We start from the raw sequence: 21,278 nt of genomic DNA, 5'->3' as shown, positions 1-21,278 counted from the left end.
TACGATAACGAACGTTATCCAATCGATCCAAGGAGGTCATATGAGCGTCAGCCAGTTCCAGATTGAAGAAGTCTCCAATGCCTATTGGCGGGTCCGCTTCGAGAACCCTCCCGTCAACCTCGTCAACGCGCAGACGGTGTTGCAGTTCCAGGCCGTGGTCGATCGCATCGAGGCGAGCCAGACACTGCGCGTGGTGGTCTTCGAAAGCGCCAATCCCGACTATTTCTTTGGCCGCTACGATCTTGCCCGCGTGGCGGATACCCCGGTTTCCAACGGCCCCAGTGGTCTACCGACGTGGATCGACATGACGGTGCGCCTGAGTCAGGCCCCAGCTGTCAGCATCGCCTTGATTCGTGGTCGAACGCGGGGCGGCGGAGCGGAACTGGCGTTGGCCATGGATATGCGTTTTGCCAGCATCGAAGGAGCAATCCTTGGCCAGCCCGAGGTCGGCGCCGGGGTGCTTCCCGGCGGTGGCGCGATCGAGCGCCTGCCGCTGTTGACCGGCCGCGCCCGCGCACTGGAAATCATGCTCGGCAGTGACGACTTCGATGCCTTGACGGCAGAGCGCTACGGGTGGATCAATCGCGCGCTTCCCGATGCGCAGCTGGACGGCTTCGTCCACGGGCTCGCACAACGGATTGCCTCATTTGACCGCGAAGCCATCGCCGAGACGAAGCGTCTGGTCAACCGTCGGGCGCTACCGGATCCACGTGACCTCGTCGAAACGCAGGACGTGTTTCTCAATACCATGGTTCATTGGCCATCAACCGGCGAGCGCCAGGTACGGATCGGCAAGAAAGTGGCGCAAGTCGGCCCGGCCGAATTCGAGCGCAACATGGGTCACCACCTGGCCAATCTCTGAATTCGTGTTTGAATTTCGAGTCATGGAATAACGATCGTTACTAAAAAAATAAGGAATCCTCAAATGAGCACCGGCACGTCCCAGTTCAAGCTGACCAAGGTCACTCCGGGTTACTGGCGCCTGACCTTCGAAAACCCGCCGATCAACATGATCGACCCCCAATCCATGCTTGAACTCCAGGAGCTGCTCAGCCAATTCGAGACGGATCCGGAGCTGAAAGTGGTGGTGTTCGACAGTGCCGATCCTGAGTTCTTCATTGCCCATTTCGATATCAACAAGACCGCGGAGATGTCGAGGACACCGGGTCCGACCGGCTACTCGCCGTGGATCGATGTCACCCTGCGCCTGTCGCGCGTCCCGGTGATCAGCATCGCGGCGATCCGCGGTCGTGCGCGGGGTGTCGGCAGCGAGTTCGCCCTGGCCTGCGACCTGCGTTTCGCCAGCCTGGAGAAGGCCATCCTGGCCCAGGTGGAAGTGGGTTCCGGCCTGCTCCCGGGTGGTGGCGCGGTCGAGCGCTTGCCCTTGTTGACCGGTCGTGCGCGCGCCTTGGAGATCATGGTCGGCTCCGGTGACTACGACGCGGCGACCGCCGAGCGCTACGGCTGGATCAACCGTGCCATTCCCGATGCCGAGTTCGATGCCTGGATTGACGCCTACGCCCGCCGGGTGGCCTCGTTCGACAAACAGGCGCTGGCGACCACCAAGGAGCTGATCAATCGGCACACCGTGCCCGATCCGAACGAGCTGCTTGAAACCGCCAAGATTTTCATGTCGGCGTTCACCTGGGAGGGCTTTCGCGAACGCTCCGGCAAGCTTGCCGCTGCCGGCATCGGCAAGCGGGGTGATTTCGAGCTTAACTTTGGCGATCGCCTCGCAGAGTTGTGAGACAGCGCCTGGCGGCCTTGCGAGAACCACGGCGCTGCCAGGCAGTATCCACCACCCCGAAACCAGGAGGCACCATGACCGCCACCATCCCACAAACCGGTCTGCAACTGCGTTCATTGATCACCCGCGCCGGGCAGCTGGAGCTGTCGCTGATCGACCAGCCCGTGCCGACCCCGGGACCGGATGAGGTACTGATCCGTGTCGAGGCATCCCCGATCAACCCGTCCGACCTCGGCCTGCTGCTCGGGCCAGCCGATCTGTCGACGCTCAAGGTCTCCGGCACCGCCGAGCGGCCGGTGGTCACGGCAACCGTTCCAGAGGCTGCCTTGCGCGCAGTGGCAGGGCGACTCGATCATGCCATGTCGGTGGGCATAGAAGGCGCCGGCCTGGTGGTCGCGGCCGGCTCGTCACCGGCGGCGCAAGCGCTATTGAACCGCCGGGTTGCGGCGATGGGGGAGGCGATGTATGCGCAATATTGCTGTGTGCCGGCCCAGCAATGCATGGCGCTGCCGGACGACGTCAGTGCGGTCGATGGTGCATCAGCCTTCATCAATCCGATCACCGCGCTGGGCATGGTAGAAACGATGCGTAGCGAAGGCCATGGCGCGCTGGTCCATACCGCGGCCGCGTCGAACCTGGGTCAGATGCTCAACCGCATCTGCCAGGCCGAGGGTGTGAAGCTGGCCAATATCGTGCGCAAGCCCGAACAGGCCAAGCTGTTGCGCGAGCTGGGCGCCACTTACGTTTGTGACAGCAGCGCGGAAAACTTCATGGCCGACCTGACCGATGCAGTGGCGGCCACGGGCGCCACCATTGCCTTCGACGCCACAGGCGGCGGAAAGCTCGGCGGACAGATCCTCGGTTGCATGGAAGCGGCCCTCAGACGCTCCGCCAAGGAGTACAGCCGCTACGGTTCGACCACCCATAAGCAGTTGTACGTCTACGGTTTCCTGGACAACAGCCCGACGCAGTTTTCGAACAGCTGGGGCATGGCCTGGTCGATGGGGGGCTGGCTGCTGATGCCCTTCATGCGCAAGGCGGGCCCGGTCGTCATGCAGCGCTTGAAGGATCGGGTGGCCCGGGAACTGAAGACCACGTTTGCCAGCCATTACTCCGCGCACGTTTCACTGGCCGAGGCGCTGCAGGCCAGTGCCATAGCGCACTATTCACGGCGTGCCACTGGCGAGAAAGTGCTGATCGTACCGAACAGGGATTGATGAGGTGGTGCGGATTGATCTTGAAGCGCTATTTTTCCTGGGAAAAATAGCTCTTCTGAATAGCTTTACGGGTCGAGGTAATGATTTCCTTGCGAGTTCGTTCTGTCTCGACGGCTCGGGACAGGACCAACGCTCCCACACATTGAGCAATGACGGCCCAGGCCGCATCAGGATCATCGAGACGATTGGCCCAAGCCTTCTGCACTTGCCTCAGTCCTTTTTCGACGACCCCTCGTACCTCCGGTTCGGCGCGTGCAATTTCTCCTCCCAGGGAGGGAAGAACACATCCTTCTTCAGGATGAAGGACATGAAAGGTACTGAGATAGTTGCGCAGGCATTGCTCCAACTGTTCGCCTGATGCGTTTTGTTCACCTGCCAGCATTTCACTGCTGTTTCGGATTTCATCCTCAATCACTGCCTGAAACAGTGCTTGCTTGGACGGGAAGTGACTGTAGAAAGCCCCCCCGGTCATTCCGATGGCGGACATCAGCGCATCGACTCCCGTCGAGCTGAAGCCACCTTTCTTGGTGATCGCCCTGGCCGTTTCAATCAGCTTTGTGCGCGTCTCGGCCTTGTGCGTTTTGGAGTAGCGCATTCGCGTTCCTCAGAGTTCGATTGGCATTGGATGGATCGTAGCATATGCCCCGTTTAATAAACGTTCGTTCTCAATACGCCAGTGACGCTCCGCGCGGGAACGATTATCTGCCGACTGGGCCTGGCGGCGACCGTAAATCCTTGCGCAAGATTTTGCCCACCGATGACTTCGGCAGCGCCTCGACGAAGGTGACGTACTTGGGCACCTTGTACCCTGTCAGGCCCGAGCGGCAGTGCGCCTTGATCTGCTCGACTGTCACTGTCGAGGTTCGCGCCACGGCAAACAGATGCGGCACTTCGCCCGAGCGCTCATCCGGGACACCGATGCAGGCACATTCGAGGATGTCCGGGTGGTTGGCAACCACGTCCTCGATCTCGTTCGGGTACACGTTGAAGCCCGATACCAGAATCATGTCCTTCTTGCGGTCCACCAAGTGCATGAAGCCGTCTTCGGCCACACTCACGATGTCGCCGGTCTTGAACCAGCCGTCGCCAGTGAAGGCCTTGCGTGTTTCGTCTTCATTTTTCCAGTAGCCCGCGAACAGCTGCGGGCCCTTGACGTGCAGTTCGCCGGTACCGCCCGATGGCACCTCCACACCTTCATCATCAACGATACGCAGCTCGGTGGACGGCATGGCGATACCGATGCTGCCATTGCGTCCACGCGGGTTGAACATCATGCAGGGTGAGGTCTCGGTCAGGCCGTAAGCCTCGGTGATCGGCGCACCGCCGGCAGCGATCCAACGCTCCACCACCGCCTGCTGCACCGAAGCGCCGGCGCCGATGACGACATAGGTGTTGGTGAAATCCACGGTTTTCAGTTGCGGATCTTCCACCAGGCTATTGAACAGCGTATTGACCCCCATGAACATATCGAACGGTGCACGCTTGAGCTCGTTAATCACCGACGCCGTATCCCGTGGGTTAGGGATCAGCCGCAGGTTTGCACCCAATGCGATCGACATCAGCGCTACTGACATCGGGTACACGTGATACAGAGGCAGTGGCAAGACAATCGACATGGGATGAGTATCGTTGTCAGGCGTGAGCCACAGCAGGATCATTTTCAGACTGGCACCGACGCTGCGATGGGTGAGCACCGCGCCTTTCGACACACCGGTGGTACCGCCGGTGTATTGCAGAAAAGCGATGTCGGCGGGGGTCATGTCCATCGGCGCCAGTTCCGCCCGCTCGCGGTCCTTGAGGGTCGTTGCAAACGCCAGTGCATGATCGCTGACGATCTGCTCCAGCAGCCCGATGACCGGCGTCGCCAGTACCTGCCTGATGGCAGTGCGTTCGATGATCGGTTCCAGGGTGGAGAGAAGGGGTTCGGCAATCACGATGCAGCCAGCCCCCGAGTCGCGAAGCTGATGCTCCAGCTCCCGGGGCGTGTACAACGGGTTGATGTTCACCACCACCATGCCGGCTTGAATCACACCGGCAAGAGCGATCAAGTAGGGCAGGCTGTTGGGGATCATCAGGGCCACGCGATCACCGCGTTGCAGGCCGGACTGGTGTAGATGAATGGCGAAGTTTCTTGAGAACCGCGCCAGTTGTTCATAACTCAACTGCTCGTGGAGGCAGGTGGCGGCAATCCGCTGGGCGTGACGTGCGAACGATTGTTCGAGGGTGGTGAGCAGTGTTTCTCGCTCTCCCAATTCTATTTCATCGGGAAAACCGGTGGGGTAGGCTGGATTTCTGGCGCGTTGAAGCATGATTCACTCCTGTGTCATTGTTCTTGGGCAGGCGAGAAAATACTTACTGTCAGATGAAACGCCTCAGGACAACGCTTCCTCCACGAAGACGAGCCGGTCCTGACCAAAAAACATCTCGTCTCGTACAAACATCGTTGGGGCTCCAAATACGCCGCGCTCAAGGGCTTCGTCGGTCGTGCTTCGAAGTTGCGCCTTGACGTCCAGCTCATTGGTCAAGGCCAGGACCTCATCAATGGAAAAGCCCGCCCGAATGATTGTGCGGCCGACCAGCGCCGGCTCGTTGAGGTTCAGTGCTTCGACCCACAGGGCATTGAACAGCTGCGCCAAGAAGGACTCGAACCGTTCCGGGTGGCGCATTTGCACGCCGGTCACAGCCCGCATCAGTTGCAGGGTGTTGATGGGGAAGTGCGGGTTCATCACCAAAGGCACGCCGTAACGATGAGCGAAGCGACCCAGATCGATACTCGAGTAACGACCTTTGGCGGGCACGGCTGCAGGAGAGGCATTGCCGGTGGCCTGAAATATCCCGCCCAGCAACATCGGCCGGAACACCAGCTCGGCGCCTTTTGCGGCGCATATTTTTGGCAGTTGCGTCCACGCCAGATAGGACGCCGGACTGCCCACATCAAAGAAAAACTCCACCTTCTTCATTCGCATACACCCTAATAGAATACGGTCGTTTACTAAACGTACGTTATTCTAGCGTTTCAGCTCTGTCAAACCGCCGCCTTGAGATTGCCCATGGGGCATTCGAGAACACACTGAAACATCACCTGCTCAACCCCGACGCCTCTTGACTGACCGAGCAATGGGTGGCTTGACCGTCGTTGAGGCTGAGCGTATGTTTTTAAAAAAACGACCGTTCACTAAAGGATCTGCAATGTACAGTTCAACCGAAGCCAAGGTAGCGTTGATCATTGGTGCGGGTGATTCCACCGGCGGTGCCATCGCCAAAAAGTTCGCTGCTGAGGGTTACATCGCCTGTGTGACCCGTCGCGATGCCGAAAAGCTGCAACCGCTGGTCGACAGCATCCGTGAGCGGGGCGGTGAGGCCCACGGTTTTGCCTCTGATGCGCGCAAGGAAGAAGAAGTGGTTGCGCTGGTCGAGCATATCGAGGCGAACATCGGACCGATCGACGTCCTGGTGTTCAACATTGGCGCCAACGTGCCTTGCAGCATCCTTGACGAGACGGCCCGCAAATATTTCAAGATTTGGGAAATGGCCTGTTTCTCAGGCTTCCTCAACACGCGCGAAGTGGCCAAGCGAATGGTGACCCGGCAGCGCGGCACCATCCTGTTCACCGGGGCCACGGCCGCCTTGCGGGGTGCTGCCAACTTCTCGGCCTTCGCCGGCGCCAAGCACGCACTACGTGCCCTGGCCCAAAGCGCGTCTCGAGAGCTGGCGCCGCAGAATATCCATGTCGCCCACATCGTGGTCGACGGCGCGATTGACACCGACTTTATCCGCACCCAGTTCCCGGAGCGCTACGCGCTCAAGGATCAGGATGGCATTCTCAACCCGGAACACATCGCCGATAACTACTGGTACCTGCACACCCAACCGCGTGACGCCTGGACCTTCGAGCTGGATCTGCGTCCGTGGATCGAGAAATGGTAAAACCATGGGATTTACCGAATCCTTTCGTCTTTGACCTCGCCGTTGACAACGCGGATATCGATGAGTTGGGGCACGTCAACCACTCGGTGTATGTGAAGTGGTTGGAGCATTGTGCCTGGTCGCATTCCTTGAGCCTGGGCATCACGCTGGCCGATTACCGGCGGTTGGATCGCGGCATGGCTGTCGTGCGCAATGAGGTCGATTACCTGGCGAGTGCCTATGAGGGGGAGAGGCTGCTGATCGCCACCTGGATCGTGAGCGTGCAACGGATCACGTTGGTTCGTCATTTCCAGGTGATTCGCGCGGCGGACATGTGTGTTTTATTACGCGCAATCACCACGTTCGCCTGTGTCGAACTCTCCACCGGCAAGCCAAGGCGGATGCCGGAAGAGTTTGCCACGAGCTTTGGCGGGGTTATTGTCGCCGAGGTATCGAACACCTGAGAGAACACCTGGCAATCAGTTGACGGACACCACGATTTTCCCGATCTGTACATTCGATTCCATATGACGATGGGCGTCAGAAATCTCGCTGAACGGGAATACCTTATCAATCACCGGCTTCAATTTACCCTCGGCCAGGCCTTTGGATACAAAGGCCTTGGCGTTTGCGAGTCTTTCGGGGTGGGTCGTAATCTCAAACAACTCGTAGCCCCGCAGGGTGAGGTGCTTGCCGAGGATTTCCATCACCGGGACGGGAATATCCCGTTCGTCCAGAGCGCCATACTGGAAGAAGAGGCCTTCATTGGAGAGGGACTTGAGCAGCTTCGCGGCTTCCGGGCCACCCACGGGATCAAACGCAATCCGAGCGCCTTTACCCGCGGTGATCTTTGCCACTTCGGCAACCAGATCCTGCTCTTGAGTGGCGATGACGTACTTGGCGCCGGCATCCAGGAGCGCTTGGCGTTTGGCGCTGGTGCGGGTCAGCGCAACAGGGATAGCGCCGAGCATATTGGCAACCTGGATGGCGGCCAAGCCGACGCTACTTGATGCGGCAGGAATCAGCACCGTCTGGCCCGCCTGCAGGTTGCCATATTCGACCAGTGCCCCGTATGCGGTGACAAACATCATCCAGCTCGCAGCGGCCTCTTCAAATGAGAGGTTGGTCGGGTGTTTGACGACCGCGTGGACTGGCGCATTCACGACTTCCGCGTACATGCCGTAGTCGGCAAAAGAGAAGGCCGGTATAACGCTGACAACATCGCCCACGGCAAAATCGCTGACACCGCCACCTACCGCCCGAACGATACCGGCAGCTTCATAGCCCAATTGCGCGGGGAATACCGGGTCAATCACGTATTGGCCGGTGCGATACATGATCTCAGCACGGTTCAATCCCAGCGCCTTGACCTCGATCTGGACTTCGCCCGCGGCAGGTGGGTTGACCACTACGTCGTCGATCTGCAGAACATCGGCGTCGCCAGTACGATGAAAACGAATAGCTTTAGTCATGTTGGCCTCGAAAATAGGATGGATTGAATTGAAGTACTGAGGAAACCTCGAAAAACAAGGCTATCTAAATCTTGAGGGCTCAGTGCCGTAGCGCTCAGTGAAGCGCTTGCTGAAACTGGCCGCGGAGTTATAGCCGACCTTGGAGGCGATGGTTTTTACCGGCAACTTGGACGTCATCAGTAATCGCAAGGCCTCCGATACGCGGGCGTCGGCGATAATGGTGCGCAGATTGGTATGCTCATCGGCGAGTCGTCGGCGAAGCGTAGGCCCGCTGATACCGATGGAAGATTCAATCTGCTCGGTAGACCAGCTTCGGGCCGGGTCATTCACGACCATCCGCCGGATAGTGGTCGCCAGGCTGGCGGCAGGTAATCTGAGCAAGCCGCGCTGCCCTTGGCCGTGGAGATGAATCACCACCTCGACCATGGCATGGAGCGACAACGCCCTATGCCCATCTGCCATCGCTCTCGTCCAGCGCTCAAGAGGCTCGAGGAGGGTGGCGACTTCAACGGAAGAGATATGGCCCAGTTCGTTTTCAGGCGGTTGTGCGAGCAGTAGCCTGGCCGCCTCCAATTGCTCATCCAAAAGGACGACACTGAGCGCAATGAATTCATGCTTGTCAGGGTCTGGAATGTATTCGATGTCAAAGCATCGAGCGTTGGGGACCACCAGGATGTTCCCGGGATGAACCTCACGCCAGGTTTGATTGTCGTTGTAGCGAAAGTGGCCCAGCAAGGGAAAGGCCAAGGTTGGGCCATCGACATCGTGTTTTTTCACAAGATGAGATTGAATGGAGCGCAAGCAGTCACACGGCAGTGACCGGCTGGATGTCGCTAACGACAGCAGGCTGGCCAGGATCCCATGGGTAGCGACCGTGGCGTTTTCACTGATCACGTGGCTTGCTCCTTTCATTTACAAGGCCGGCGACCAGAGATCATAGTCCAGCACGTAAGTAGACGCTTCTCGACGGATAAGCCCACTGGTTGGCAGGTTGAAGTGCATGCCGGTCACCTTCAGCTTGTCGGTCGCCACTTGATCAAGCAACCGACTGCGAGTGGACGCTGCCTGAACAGAGTCGCTGTCGAAGGCGATGGTCACTTCAGGCCGCGCGACCTGGATGTGGGGGAAGTGGACGATATCGCCCCAGATCAATAATGATTCCTTGCCTTCGCCGATCAGATAGCCGGTGTGGCCTGGCGTATGACCTGGGAGCGCGACGGCTTGGATACCGGGAAGGATGTCTTCGCCAGTGAAGGTTACGATTCGCTCGTCATAGGCATCGAATGCGTTCCGAGCGACCTCGAAAAAGGGCTTGAAACCGTCCGGAGCGTTCGACCGGATCGTATCGTTGCGCCAGAACGAAAGCTCGTTGTCATGCACGAAAAGCTGTTCGACATTTCGGAAGGTCGGGGTCTGTAGTGGACCTGCCAGGCCACCGATATGATCGGGATGGGCGTGGGTCAACAGGACGGTGTCAATCTGCAGTGGATCGATACCTGCTGCTGCCAGGGCGACTTGAAGCCGACCGCCCCAGCCATTGATGCCGCCGGCACCGCTGTCGATCAGGATGGTGCGGTCGCCTTTCTGCACCACGTAGATGTTGATGTTCATGCGGGGGAGTGGGGCTACACCACGCTTTTCCAGCAGCGCCTCGGCCTTCGACCCCTCTATGCCGCTCAGGAGTTCGAAGGACACGTCCAGGTAACCGTCACTCAGCATCGTGACGGTCATGTCGCCAAATTTCTTGCGGTTGATGGCCGGTGCCTGGAACGTTTGGATCAGACTCATACCTACCTCGATCGAGTTCGAATGTGAGCGCTGGGGGAGCGCGTCTAGATCCACAGATTAAAGGCGGCGGTGCATTCGATTCGCTCAACCTGGTGCGTTTAACGCTCACTACAAGGAAGCACCGCCGCACATGACCAGGCTTTGTCCGGTCATGGCGCCGGCATCCGGTCCCAGCAGAAAGGCTGCCATGCCCGCCACCTCCGCGGGTTGTACGAAACGGCCGATGGGTGGCAGCTTCGGGGGCGTCCCTTGCCGTGCCGGGTCCTGCAGCATAGGGGTCTGCGTAGCACCCGGTGCAATCAGATTGGCAGTGATACCCCTGTCCGCCAGTTCCAGCGCCCAGGAGCGCACCATCCCTTGCAGTGCGGCCTTGGTGGCCGCGTACTGGCTCCGGCCAGCGGCTCCCTGCATGGTGCGGCTGCCGATCATGACAATGCGCGCGCCCCAGGCCAGCCGCGTATACAGGCTGTTGACCAAATGGCTGGCGGCCGCCACATGCAATTGCCACATGGCCTGGCCATCTTCGGGATCCAACTGGCCAAGGGGGGCTGTGCGCATGAAGCCCGCGGCGTGGACAGCAGCTCCAGATGTCGCTTATGGAGCCAAGGGTGACGGAGTCGCAGATCAATAAAAAACGATGTTCAGCGATTCAGACTATCGATCCGCTCGATCATTGAAAGTGGTGATCATCCCGATAGAAATCTGCAAAAAAATGGCCGAGGGATATCCCTCCGGTAGGCGCCCACTATGGAGCGGCGTAGGTGCACCAGGTAGTGTAATCGAGCACCATTGGGTTAACTCACATCACAGGGACAGCCGCTGCTATGGCCTATCCAGGACAGCCAATCGTCAACTACATCGCCAGCCTGAGCCCGCTCTACCAATCAGAAGAAATTCTAGGCTTCTGCGCAGCGAGGTCTCTGCGGGACGGGACATTGATCCTGCCGCATCCAGAAAATGATGGGGAATTGGAGGACGCAATGGTAGTTGTTTGGTGGCAGGGTGATTCGAGTCGGGCAACCGAAGTGCTCGGGTCTATCATGGTTACCAACGCGGTCGTGGATTACGTTGGATTCCATAGCCTAGGTAAGGAGAACGGTCACTCGACAGCGCTCATGGCACAACAGTATGAGCATTTTGAGCGCAAGACGGGGGCGACCCTGTACCTGCCATATTTCGAGGATGAACTGCCTCTCCTGGCTAAAATCTTCCGCCTGGTGAAAAGCATGGGACCGAAGTTGGCCTTTGACGCTTTGCGAAAAATGGCGGGTCTATAAAGTCGGATTTGGCCTGTGCCTACGAGTCATAGAAAACGGGCAATAATGCGCATCTACTTTTTAGGCGGTGACCATGGACAGGCTTGAGATTGTTGATCGACGTAGCCAGTGATAACAATCGTCGAGTTCAACACCTACTACGCAACTCACTGGGCTTTCCAGCCTAGGACAAGCAGCCAGGGATGACCCAGTTAGCGCTCTGACGGGACAGAATTTGAACTCTGCCCCTACCCTGAGAGGGGACGCTGATAGCTATCAACCAATACCAAGAAGTCGATAAACCTCGGAACGCTCTTCATCTTCCTTAAGGCTTTTGATATCCCCAGCCTGGTTGTGCAGGACAGGAAGGAGTCGAGCAAAGTTGGTTGTAATTTGGTAGCTGGTCGTCGTTAGACCTTCCGACTCGTTGCGCGAAACATCACTGACAGAGAAGCACTCCAGCAATAAGCGTAAATCTCTGTCGTCGGTGAAAAACTTGGTCTTGGCATATCCTATCCTCTGCTTGCGCCAAATTTCAAGTATTAGATTGGACATGTTAGCTATGCGTTGTATCAGCTGAATATCTCCCAGGGCATTGCTCGCATTAAATTCGGCTGGATCTTCCTTGAATTTTATGACTTTGAGTGCAGGCACAAACCCATAGACGCAGGCTACTGAAGTTATAACCACCGGGTGATTTTTTAGAATTCCGAGCTTTTCTGCTTTGGAGCATATCTGCGCTACGAGTTCAAGGCGCTTGTCCGCAGCCGGAGCATCATATAACTTCAGTGAATTGATAAATATAAGAAACTGATGATAGATGGGGCCTAGCTCTTCGGGGTGCTCGCCTTTAAGCTCAAGAATCTGATCAGGCGTAATGTGACCCCCTTCGTAAACCTTGGCGTTTTTGAAAAACTGCTGCAGAGCGGTCAGGTCGCACTCTACTTCAGCGACAAGCCCTTCATCAGTTTTCGGATGGTTTAGATCACTGGTTTTTTCCAAAAAAGCCGCAAGGTATGAGATCCCGTTGCCTGGCACATCAAGCTTCCGTAGTTCAGATATAGACTCCCGAACCGGGGCGTCAGGATCTGGCGATTTTTTCAAGTGGGTTTTTATATGACTGATGGCGCAGACGTCAAGAAAGTGCAAAGTTGGCGCCTGATTCGCTAAGCGCCGCCATTGCGTTAAGGCTGCCGTGGAGTGATGGTCTCCTGCCGGGATCTCAAACCTTACTTTGATGCTGACTCTCTGAAACCCAAATTCCTTGTTGGATTGCTCGTTCACCTGCCCACCTCTTTGATATTGATTAGCCGAAGGCTCGACAGTCTTTAGCCTGCGGAAAAGCGTCGTTCACATTGTGCGTCATTCTGGCTGGCGAGGCGATGCTCAAAACGTTGAGCGAACGCCGTCAGTCAGGTCACAGCCGCAGAAGGGTAGTGGCATGTGTGACTGAATTCCGAGGGGGCCTTTTGGCGTGCATTCCTTGCGTAGGTCCTTATCATCGCCTCACACCCACTCTCGTTATAGGAATTCTATGGACAAGCGAATCGATCCCACCTTAGGTAAGTCAATCTACGAGACGGCGACTGCGTACATGGCGACGCTGGCCGTTATCGGGTCTTTTACGATGACGCTCGCCGGCACCGCCAAAGCCTTTATCTCTCCTGCTGTGGCACTCACGATTGTCGCGGTCGTGGTTGCTCTCGCTTTTCTGCGTGGTGGTGAGTACCGGCGTCGAGTCGATGAGTTCCTGGAGCGCGCTGACTTCATGATGCTTGTGGAGATCTGCGCGAAAGCATGGCCATTCTGGCTGTCGACGATGTTTTTGATTGGCGTCGGGCTGGGGATCATCTCAATGATGCAGTACGACACCTGGAAACATTTCATGTCGGTTGGCGGCCTTGTGGGGCTCGGGACTCAATACCTTGCGGGCCAGGTGTTCAAGTTCTGATTTAGATGCGTTCTGATACGGCTTGTGCCGGTGGGATACATCTCTCGTCACAAGCTGTTCTGTCAGTGGGCTTTCCGCTCGCGTCTTGTCTCATATGACGCAGGCACAGCACAGCTCACCAGTGGTGCCAAACAGTCTGGCGTGTGATCCCGAGTTCCTCGGCGGCCTCCGCCATGGTCAGTCCTTTAGCCTTCAGGCGTTGCACATCATCACGTCGCCGCCGAGCAGCGGCTACCCGACCATGAAGACGATCCGATTGGTCGACCTGAAGCGCAGCAAATGAGCCCCCCAGTGGCGTCACTTCGATGGATATGCGCTCAAGCAGATCCGTAGGCACCACGGACTCCTCTGCCCGTAGGCAAGGGCCAGCACCGTGAGCGGGTGGACACCCAGCTCCCGGGCGATGGAAGTTCAGCTTTTCAACGATCACACCGCTCTGGGCGCGTTCCACCCGGCTTGTGTGAACGCTGCTGAGGTACCTGGCATGGTCGGGGGGGGAGGGGGAAGGAGCGTCTTGGTCAGCAGATAGACAGTGTCAGAGCGGCGCGGTAATGTTTCTGCGAAAGCGGCTATGGGCCATTATTTGACGTTTTCTAGAGGGAATTAGAGTGCGCGTTAAATCGATTAAGCTGACCAATTTCAAGAAGTTCAAAAATGATCACCTTGAATTCAATGATGACGTCAATATCTTCGTAGGCGATAACAACGCTGGCAAAAGTACGATTCTGGAGGCATTGGAAATAGTTCTTAATTACAGCTATCGTGGCCGCCCCTTCAACACCGAATTCACGCCAGACATTTTCAACAAGGATGCCGTCCAGCAGTTTTTGGCATCCGACAAATCTGCCAAGCACCTGCCTAGTCTGGTTATCGAAGCATTCATCGACGGTGTGCCTGACTATCGAGGTGCGAACAACTTTTCGAAGGTTGATGCTCAGGGCGTCACCGTGCAAGCGTGCTTTGATGCTGCGCTTGAAGATGTCTATACCGAGTACCTGAAGACGAATCCAAGCATCACGAGCATCCCGATCGAGTTCTACAAGCTGGAGTGGCTGGATTTCGGGTGGAACCCCATCAAAACGGTGGCCAAGAAATTCAGGGCGTTGTACATCGACCCGACCCGTATCCACCCCACCTTGGGTAAGAACCAGTACATTTCGACCATCCTGAACACCGCACTGGACAAGGAAGAGCTTGTCAAGCTGACGCTCAACTACCGCGAAAATCAGCAGGTGTTCAACGATTCGGGCGAGGTCAAAGCGGTCAACGCTGGCCTGGATGCGGATCACCTTATCACTGATAAGAAGCTGTCCATTGCAGCGAGCACCTTGCCAGCCGGGTCTATTCAGACCGGGTTGCAGCTTGAAGTGGATGACGTGCCATTCCAGTTCATCGGGAAGGGTGAGCAGAGCAATGTGCAGATCAAGCTCGCTATTCAGAACAAGTCGAAGGATATCGACCTGGTGATGATGGAGGAGCCTGAAAACCACCTCTCGCACACCAACCTAAACAAATTGGTGCACTATATCGAGAAGCAGCGCGGCTCCAAGCAGCTGTTCCTCACTACCCACAGCTCGTACGTTCTCAACAAGCTGAGCATCGATAAAATCTGCCTCGTGCAGTCGGGCTACCAGCGTCTTCACAAACTGGATCCCGATGTCGTCAAAACCCTCAAGCGGTTGCCGGGCTATGACTCGTTACGCGTGGCGTTGTCACCTAAGGTGATCTTGGTCGAAGGGCCTTCTGACGAGCTGGTGCTCAAGAAAATTTACTACCGCAAGCACGATCGCCTGCCGGAACAGGATGGCATCGACATCATTGTGGTGCGCGGGGTCGGGTTCGATACCTTCATCGCTGTTGGCATGGAGATTGGTACTCAGATCAACGTCCTCAGGGATAACGATGGTGCCTACCAGGACAACGTTGTGAAGGCCCGTGAAGCCTACGTGACCTATCCCAATATCAAGCTGATCTCCTCGGACAAAGATGAGGAGTTTTCGCTTGAGCCCGCCATGATTTATGCCAATGCGAGCGACCTGAAAACGCTGAACGCCTTTGCTAAAGAGGTCTTATCCAAGCAGACGCACAACCTCTACACGGAGGTTGCCGGCTTAGACAAACGACGCGAATTTCTGATCGAGTGGTTCCGAAGCGTCAAGGGCAATGGCAAGGGGGCGCGTAAGGTCGATTCAGCTATCAGGCTGTTCGATGGGAACCTGGAATTCAAGTACCCGGCATTCCTCGATGAGGTGTTCGACTTTGGCTAATGAATTCTGGATCGCCGGTGCGGGGTCGGGCAAAACTCACAAAATCATCCAGGACGCCATCGAGGTGATCGAGGCGGGCGGACGCGTCTTGGTAGTCACTTACACGACGAGCAATCAGGCCGAGCTGCGCTCACGTTTCGTAGAGGTGTATGGCAAAAGCAGTGATGATTTTGTCGTCAAAGGCCTGTTCTCCTTTTACTTGGAAGACCTGGTGAGGCCCTACCAAAACGTTGTGTTCCCTGAGCGCATCGCTACCACAGCGTTCACGGAGCATAACCCTCACCTGAGACCTGGTACGAAGAATTGGTTTCCCAACAGGGGAGAGAAGATTGGAGACGCCCTGAATCCGCTGCATTTTCTGACCTCCTGTAAGACAAAAGCCTATACCGGCCTGCTAGCGAAACTGGCGACGAGGATCGCGACAAAGTCAAAGAATGCCCCTGCCAAGCGGCTGAAAGACATCTATCAGCGGGTCTTTTTCGATGAGGTTCAGGACTTGGTGGGTTGGGATTACGACGTCATCAAAGCGCTCAGTAAGGTGATGCCTGATTCGATTTGCTGTGTCGGCGATTTCCGTCAAACCATTTACACGACTACGTTCGGCCACAAGGCGCCAGAAACGCCGGTGCAGAAGATAGAATGCTTTCAGGGCTTGAAGTTTGAGCAGCGCTCGCTGCCGAAGAATCGGCGGTGCATCCAGGAAATCTGTGATCTGTCCGATACGATTCACCCTGGCCTCTATCAGAAGACGCTGTCAGAGGTTGAGAACGTTCCTGATGAGGTGGCTCATCACTATGGCGCCTTCGTCATCAAGCCGTCACAGGTGAGCGATTATCTCGCCATGTTCAAGCCTCAGGTCTTGCGATGGTCATCGTCGATGGGCAAAGGCTACCTCCCGCCGAGCCTGTCCTGCCATACCTTCGGGTCAAGCAAAGGTCTTGGTTTCGATCGTGTTTTGATTGTCTCACCGGAGAAGCATCTCAAGTATCTAGGTGGTGACGACAAGGTGTTCGACAAGGACAAAACAGAAGAGTCAAGGAACAAGCTGTACGTGGCGATCACCCGAGCGCGCTATAGCTTGGCGTTTGTGGTTGAGGATGAACTCATAGACAAGATGCAGTTGCCTTTGTGGGATGGGGATCCGCCAGAGGTTTTGAGGGGAGCTGATTAGACAGGCTGTAGGTGAAGGCCGCTAGCGCAGCTGCAATGGATTCGGACGTTACTACGTAGATTCTGGATCTAGATTTGGAATCACGGCTAAGGAAATCGTATGGAAATGACCTACCTGGGTCGGTACACGCTGAACTTTGATGCGAAGACATTCAGTATCCTGTGCCCCCTGAAGAAAACAAGATTCTCAGGTCTGGCCACATCTGATCGACCAAAACTTTACGTGATCAGCGTTGAAGGCTACCAGTAGCCTATCTATGTGGGCATGACCAAACAACCGATGAGAAATCGTCTGCACATAGGTTGGAAGGCCAACGGTACAAAGGGCTACCACGGGTATGCATGGCGGAGGCATTTCTTCACTGCAACCATGGACATCTGGTGTCATGCCGATGCGATAGGAGGCGATTGCATCGACGTTGAAACTGTAGAAGCCGAGCTGGTTCATTTGATTCGCCAGGCCGGCCAGTGGCCTGCGTTCCAAACTGAGATCCATTTTCATAAATCGACCGAAGAGCACCGCAAGGTGGCTAGGGAGATTGGGGCTCTCTACAATCTGAGCCCTGAAGTGGAGCGGGAGAGTCCCAACTCGTTCGAGGCGACACACTCGGTCGGGATAGATGAGATCCAAAGTAACCTGCAGTGGTCTAATTAGGTGGCTCTGCGGGTTAGTGTTGATACGGTTTATTTCGGGCATGTATTATTATGCTCGTAGTTTGTTCTTTCAGAAAGCTGTTACCTGGCAGGGAGAGAACGAGGCGCGCTCGATTATAGTGAATCTCCCAGAGCAAGTAGACATCGACTCTAGAAAGCTAAAGTATAAGCTTGAGCATCTGGGGGCGATTGTCTTTGGGGCAAAAACCTCAGCGCTCGAAAAATATAATGTGGTTCATATTATTCATGATAAATGTCGGCCCGATGATCTGGAAGAGTTTAAGTTTTATCAAGCTTTTTTAGCGATACTGCTGGCGAAATGGGCAAGGTTGAGCTTTTTGGCATGCGCTATTCAAAGCGGCCTGACGATAATTCGAACTAACTAAAATTATTATTGGGCGTGTTGGGAGCTGCATGTGCAATGTGAGGATGGGCTTCAGGGAAAAGCGGTGGCAGCTCTTGGCATCATTCCATTAGCGTTTGAGGCGGTATCGCAGATTTGTGCCGCCCGTGGAGTCGATCTGAGGCAGCCATTGGCATACGTTGCCCATGCTCGCCGATTTTCTGGCATCAAGTTACCCTTAAGCTCGCCGCTGGTTTTTGCGCTATGCCTCGCTAAGATCCCCACGTGGTCGATCATGCTTGGTGCGCCTCAAGAAGCGCATTGGCTATTAGGTGCGCTTGGCATTCGTTCCACTTGCGGCATAAAGTTCAGACAATACGCCTGACTCGCCCGGCTGCTGTAGGATGCACAGTACCACGCGAAATCGTCGGCTGTGCGGCAGCGGACAAGCCGAGGCAAGACGCTAGGCAAGCTTAAGGAGGCCGTACGAAGCGATGAGTAGGATGAGCACCCCGCAGAGTTCAACCACAAATCTCAGGGCACGATGCCCACCGTAAAGCGCCCTCATTCCTTCAACGCTGTTGCGTGTTGTGAAGTGCTGAAGGCCACCCAAAACTATCAAAACCAGCAACACGGCGAAGGGTTGGGTCAGGTTGTTATCATCTGGGACGAACGCAGGTTGTCCGGCTTTATCCCACCACTTGATCGTGTGGAACAATCCAGCGCCGTAGATCGCAGCCCAAAGCCCCCAGGAGGAAGTGTTGACTAAGAAATAAAGGAGATGAGGTTTTGTAAGTCCAGGCCACCATTTTCTCAGCAACTTAATTGCAGCACAGTGATATCCCCAACGAAGCATACTGATACCGTAAAGGCCTGCCACCGAAATCGCAATCACAAACGGCTCGCCGATCATCTTGATGCGACTCAGATGCTGCAATGCGTCGGCCAAAGGTGCTGAAGGATCAGCTGTCTTGCCGTAACCCCATTCGACAATAGAGCTTACGAGCCCAGCCCAGACTCCACCAACAACCAGCGGCAGGCTCCACAATCCCTTTAGACGTACGTGGAGCGGTCGTTTTTCACTCCGCAACGGAATGAAGTCCAATGGCTTCACAAAAATGGGTGTGAAAACGAGCAGAGCATACTTGGTTGCCTTGGCATCGCGCAGCTTTGACCAGGCATATCGGAATAGGGGAGGCATCGCCACCTCAAATTTGGACTGGGGCCCTTTATATCGACCATAGGTTCGCTTGCTTGAGGTCAAGTTTAGACAGTCTCATTACCTACAATGGCGCAGGGCGCTACCTAGCGTAGACACCATGGATGAAGCATTCACCTACTACACAGCCTCCGGCCAGCTCGCGTACTACCAGCACCGATTCGGTAATGCTGCCACGAAGCTGTTTCTGCTGCTGCCAGCGAATACTGCTTCTGATTTCGCCGCGGCCCCAGGTCGACATCCATATGCTTTTTGGCGAGGCCGGGGTATTCAAGGGACTTGATGGCGCGAGCCTAGAAAAGGTGTTTTCTTATGTCTCTATCCCGTCGGTCGCGTGTGCCTCACGCTGGCGGCGTTTCAAATCTGCTATTTTTCGAATCATCTCGAGTGCGGTGTATCCATAGATTATAAGATTGAACACGTGCATCAAGAGCAGTATCACGTCTTTGCGTCCTAAGGCTGCGTCGCTAGCCCAAAACAGATAAATGCCCAGGGCCGAGAATCCAATAATTGTTATGAAGAAAGCGACGATTATGAATCGCCTGAGATAGTTGAAGGTCTTTGTGCCAATGCCAAGTAGCTCTGCGCGCTGCTCGGGTGAGGTTTTGACCCAATCGAAGAGGATTTTTGCGATCAGTCCAACGACAGCTATTGCGATGGTCCATGTATTCATGACGTCTCCTTGGCATCGGAGCAATCATATTCGAGCATGCAGGGCAGTCAAATGGCTTTTTGATATCATCGCTCAATTGGCGCTTTATTTAACATAATATACATTATGCGAACTCTCTCATACAGGCTTGCGCGTCCTTCCCATCGAAATCCAGCCTAGCTGGTGGCCCCATCGTCCCGCCGCTGTAAAACAGCCACAGACGGATCCCATCGACCGTACCCGGCCTTTCACCGAACATCCTGTTCCGCTAACGTTGTCCTTGACCGAGTTCTGACACGCCGTCAGCCCCAGGGCTTCATCTATATCCCCAGCTGTGTACGTCACGAAATGAGATTGCACGGTCCGCGCTTAATGCCACTGACGCTTTATTTCCTGCCACTGGATGTCTGATAACCACTTATCTGCCATTGGAAAGAAAATACTCTCCTCAGCTTCCATATGATCGTAGTATTTCCTGATGAAGTCATCGATGGCATCAGCGATGACTTTCGTCTCCTGAGTTGAATCCTCCAACGTCTTGAGCTGTCCAGCAATACGCTCAAATGCCTGATGATCTCGCTCAATGTCCTTGACCCGTTGGTGGATCGGTGCGTTCGTCACTAGCAAGGCTCGCCGAATAAGCTCTTCATTTTCATGATGGTGTCGCTCTGCATCACCATGCAAGGCTTCCAGCATCTTAAACAACAGCTTGCAGTCATCGGCACCATCGGATTCATGCCTCATCTTCCCCAGCAATTCTTTGATTCGAGTAATTTTGACAGCCACCTCATGATGATAGGCGTGCAGTTTATTCAACAAAACGTTCATATCAATTCCTCACAATCACAGAAATCCATTTGGCCGATTTCAGGGGTCGGTTTGTCATCGAGGACAATCCGGTTTTTTTCGACGAAAATAGCGGCCTTCCTGGTTGCCTATGCTCGAGTCTCAGACTGCGCCGGGGTCGCGGACGAGAAATTGATCATGGTCAATAATTACGGGATTGGAGGTGTAGCGAACGACCGTATGTCGGGTGACGGGGCCGGCCTCTCACCCGTTTGATACAGATCAAGCTCGGGCGCCTGGCTAACGGCACGATCAGACTTGGACTCAGAAACTGACGACTCGTCGCATCCATGGAAAGTCGCCGACGTTGCCTCTACCCATGAGAGGTTTGTCATGTCTGCCCAATCACGTTTCATGCTGATTGTCTCGTCGCTGATGCAACACAGTCCCAGCCTTCGACAGGGCCGTTGCACTGACCGAGGCCGAAGGTGCGGCACTACACGTCACAGCGCCAAAGGCGCTGAAAATCCAGTGCTGAAAGCTCCAAAATCATGTTCGTGGACAGAATGAGTCCACGCGCGGAGAACCGCATGAAACGCGAAGACGTCAAAACCAAACGCAGTGAAGGCATGCACTTCGAAACGCATGTGATAACCAACCCGGCTAACACGAACGAGTGGATCGTCCTTTTCGAAAAAGAGTCGGGAATAAGTTACTTTCTGGTCAATGACAACGAAGAAGTCGAGTCATTTGGGCACCTGGATGACCTGATTCATGAGCTTCGGTATATTGGCATCAAGTCCGCCGAAGTTCACTTATGATTATATCGATCGAAGATATCTCCAAGAGC

The 21,278-nt window shown here is 55.5% G+C and carries 23 protein-coding genes and 1 pseudogene; 12 read left to right on the top strand and 12 right to left on the bottom strand.

Features of this window, described 5'->3' with window-relative positions; translation table 11 throughout:
* Nucleotides 1-40: 40 nt before the first annotated feature.
* The 3 genes from UCMB321_RS14700 to UCMB321_RS14690 all read left to right on the top strand — a co-directional run bounded on the left by UCMB321_RS14700 (nt 41) and on the right by UCMB321_RS14690 (nt 2,964).
* Nucleotides 41-862: an enoyl-CoA hydratase/isomerase family protein gene (locus UCMB321_RS14700; protein WP_052451220.1), complete on the top strand. Its 822-nt coding sequence runs from the start codon at nt 41-43 to the stop codon at nt 860-862.
* A gap of 63 nt (nt 863-925) precedes the next feature.
* Complete coding sequence (locus UCMB321_RS14695) at nt 926-1,747, top strand: enoyl-CoA hydratase/isomerase family protein (RefSeq protein ID WP_040067966.1); 822 nt, start codon at nt 926-928, stop codon at nt 1,745-1,747.
* 74 nt (nt 1,748-1,821) lie between these two features.
* The gene (locus UCMB321_RS14690; protein ID WP_040067965.1) at nt 1,822-2,964 is read left to right on the top strand and encodes a zinc-binding dehydrogenase; all 1,143 of its coding nucleotides are present in this window, start codon (nt 1,822-1,824) and stop codon (nt 2,962-2,964) included.
* A gap of 28 nt (nt 2,965-2,992) precedes the next feature.
* On the opposite strand, the gene UCMB321_RS14685 is transcribed toward UCMB321_RS14690, so the two are convergent.
* The 3 genes from UCMB321_RS14685 to UCMB321_RS14675 all read right to left on the bottom strand — a co-directional run bounded on the left by UCMB321_RS14685 (nt 2,993) and on the right by UCMB321_RS14675 (nt 5,924).
* Nucleotides 2,993-3,559, bottom strand: coding sequence for a TetR/AcrR family transcriptional regulator (locus tag UCMB321_RS14685; RefSeq protein ID WP_040067964.1), 567 nt, complete (start codon nt 3,557-3,559; stop codon nt 2,993-2,995).
* Between the two features lie 103 nt (nt 3,560-3,662).
* Nucleotides 3,663-5,273, bottom strand: a complete 1,611-nt coding sequence (locus tag UCMB321_RS14680; protein ID WP_040067963.1) for a long-chain-fatty-acid--CoA ligase — start codon at nt 5,271-5,273, stop codon at nt 3,663-3,665.
* Between the two features lie 63 nt (nt 5,274-5,336).
* Complete coding sequence (locus UCMB321_RS14675) at nt 5,337-5,924, bottom strand: 2-hydroxychromene-2-carboxylate isomerase (protein WP_040067961.1); 588 nt, start codon at nt 5,922-5,924, stop codon at nt 5,337-5,339.
* A gap of 229 nt (nt 5,925-6,153) precedes the next feature.
* Between UCMB321_RS14675 and UCMB321_RS14670 the strand changes: the two genes are divergently transcribed.
* A complete protein-coding gene (locus UCMB321_RS14670; protein ID WP_040067959.1) occupies nt 6,154-6,891 on the top strand; it encodes an SDR family oxidoreductase in 738 nt (245 codons plus the stop codon).
* On the top strand, nt 6,885-7,334 hold the full coding sequence (locus tag UCMB321_RS14665) for an acyl-CoA thioesterase (RefSeq protein WP_040067957.1): 450 nt from the start codon (nt 6,885-6,887) through the stop codon (nt 7,332-7,334). Before UCMB321_RS14670 ends, UCMB321_RS14665 begins: the two co-directional genes overlap by 7 nt.
* Nucleotides 7,335-7,349: 15 nt before the next feature.
* On the opposite strand, the gene UCMB321_RS14660 is transcribed toward UCMB321_RS14665, so the two are convergent.
* From UCMB321_RS14660 to UCMB321_RS14645, 4 genes and pseudogenes are all read right to left on the bottom strand, one after another.
* Nucleotides 7,350-8,342: a zinc-dependent alcohol dehydrogenase family protein gene (locus UCMB321_RS14660; RefSeq protein WP_040067955.1), complete on the bottom strand. Its 993-nt coding sequence runs from the start codon at nt 8,340-8,342 to the stop codon at nt 7,350-7,352.
* 60 nt (nt 8,343-8,402) lie between these two features.
* Entirely contained in the window at nt 8,403-9,236 is an 834-nt protein-coding gene (locus UCMB321_RS14655; protein WP_209437175.1) for a helix-turn-helix transcriptional regulator, read from the bottom strand.
* Nucleotides 9,237-9,254: 18 nt separating this feature from the next.
* Nucleotides 9,255-10,130: an MBL fold metallo-hydrolase gene (locus tag UCMB321_RS14650; protein WP_040067952.1), complete on the bottom strand. Its 876-nt coding sequence runs from the start codon at nt 10,128-10,130 to the stop codon at nt 9,255-9,257.
* Between the two features lie 108 nt (nt 10,131-10,238).
* A pseudogene (locus UCMB321_RS14645) lies at nt 10,239-10,697 on the bottom strand (SDR family NAD(P)-dependent oxidoreductase); the annotation flags it as partial.
* A gap of 257 nt (nt 10,698-10,954) precedes the next feature.
* Between UCMB321_RS14645 and UCMB321_RS14640 the strand changes: the two are divergent.
* Nucleotides 10,955-11,407: a hypothetical protein gene (locus UCMB321_RS14640; RefSeq protein WP_052451216.1), complete on the top strand. Its 453-nt coding sequence runs from the start codon at nt 10,955-10,957 to the stop codon at nt 11,405-11,407.
* A 255-nt stretch (nt 11,408-11,662) separates the two neighbouring features.
* Here the strand turns inward: UCMB321_RS14640 and UCMB321_RS14635 are convergent, their stop codons facing one another.
* On the bottom strand, nt 11,663-12,670 hold the full coding sequence (locus UCMB321_RS14635; RefSeq protein WP_040067950.1) for a hypothetical protein: 1,008 nt from the start codon (nt 12,668-12,670) through the stop codon (nt 11,663-11,665).
* A 250-nt stretch (nt 12,671-12,920) separates the two neighbouring features.
* On the opposite strand from UCMB321_RS14635, the gene UCMB321_RS14630 reads away from it, so the two are divergent.
* Nucleotides 12,921-13,337, top strand: coding sequence for a hypothetical protein (locus tag UCMB321_RS14630; protein ID WP_040067948.1), 417 nt, complete (start codon nt 12,921-12,923; stop codon nt 13,335-13,337).
* Nucleotides 13,338-13,452: 115 nt separating this feature from the next.
* On the opposite strand, the gene UCMB321_RS30710 is transcribed toward UCMB321_RS14630, so the two are convergent.
* On the bottom strand, nt 13,453-13,674 hold the full coding sequence (locus UCMB321_RS30710; RefSeq protein ID WP_157015949.1) for a helix-turn-helix domain-containing protein: 222 nt from the start codon (nt 13,672-13,674) through the stop codon (nt 13,453-13,455).
* Nucleotides 13,675-13,945: 271 nt separating this feature from the next.
* On the opposite strand from UCMB321_RS30710, the gene UCMB321_RS14625 reads away from it, so the two are divergent.
* From UCMB321_RS14625 to UCMB321_RS14610, 4 genes are all read left to right on the top strand, one after another.
* Nucleotides 13,946-15,604: an ATP-dependent nuclease gene (locus UCMB321_RS14625; protein ID WP_040067945.1), complete on the top strand. Its 1,659-nt coding sequence runs from the start codon at nt 13,946-13,948 to the stop codon at nt 15,602-15,604.
* Entirely contained in the window at nt 15,597-16,775 is a 1,179-nt protein-coding gene (locus UCMB321_RS14620) for a UvrD-helicase domain-containing protein (RefSeq protein WP_040067943.1), read from the top strand. Before UCMB321_RS14625 ends, UCMB321_RS14620 begins: the two co-directional genes overlap by 8 nt.
* A 279-nt stretch (nt 16,776-17,054) precedes the next feature.
* On the top strand, nt 17,055-17,429 hold the full coding sequence (locus tag UCMB321_RS31220; protein WP_209437174.1) for a hypothetical protein: 375 nt from the start codon (nt 17,055-17,057) through the stop codon (nt 17,427-17,429).
* 40 nt (nt 17,430-17,469) lie between these two features.
* Nucleotides 17,470-17,814 (top strand): hypothetical protein, encoded by a 345-nt coding sequence (locus UCMB321_RS14610; RefSeq protein ID WP_040067940.1) that lies wholly within the window; start codon nt 17,470-17,472, stop codon nt 17,812-17,814.
* Nucleotides 17,815-18,234: 420 nt separating this feature from the next.
* Here the strand turns inward: UCMB321_RS14610 and UCMB321_RS14605 are convergent, their stop codons facing one another.
* The 3 genes from UCMB321_RS14605 to UCMB321_RS14595 form a co-directional block, all read right to left on the bottom strand.
* The gene (locus UCMB321_RS14605; protein ID WP_040067937.1) at nt 18,235-18,972 is read right to left on the bottom strand and encodes a hypothetical protein; all 738 of its coding nucleotides are present in this window, start codon (nt 18,970-18,972) and stop codon (nt 18,235-18,237) included.
* A gap of 328 nt (nt 18,973-19,300) precedes the next feature.
* Nucleotides 19,301-19,663 (bottom strand): hypothetical protein, encoded by a 363-nt coding sequence (locus tag UCMB321_RS14600; protein WP_040067935.1) that lies wholly within the window; start codon nt 19,661-19,663, stop codon nt 19,301-19,303.
* A 348-nt stretch (nt 19,664-20,011) separates the two neighbouring features.
* Nucleotides 20,012-20,470, bottom strand: coding sequence for a hemerythrin domain-containing protein (locus UCMB321_RS14595; protein WP_040067933.1), 459 nt, complete (start codon nt 20,468-20,470; stop codon nt 20,012-20,014).
* Nucleotides 20,471-21,018: 548 nt separating this feature from the next.
* On the opposite strand from UCMB321_RS14595, the gene UCMB321_RS14590 reads away from it, so the two are divergent.
* On the top strand, nt 21,019-21,249 hold the full coding sequence (locus UCMB321_RS14590; RefSeq protein WP_040068029.1) for a hypothetical protein: 231 nt from the start codon (nt 21,019-21,021) through the stop codon (nt 21,247-21,249).
* Nucleotides 21,250-21,278: the final 29 nt, after the last annotated feature.

The sequence above is a fragment of the Pseudomonas batumici genome, from assembly GCF_000820515.1.
Taxonomy (GTDB): domain Bacteria; phylum Pseudomonadota; class Gammaproteobacteria; order Pseudomonadales; family Pseudomonadaceae; genus Aquipseudomonas; species Aquipseudomonas batumici.
Note: the sequence above shows the minus strand (reverse complement) of the source record. Positions and strands in the feature narration are given on the sequence as shown.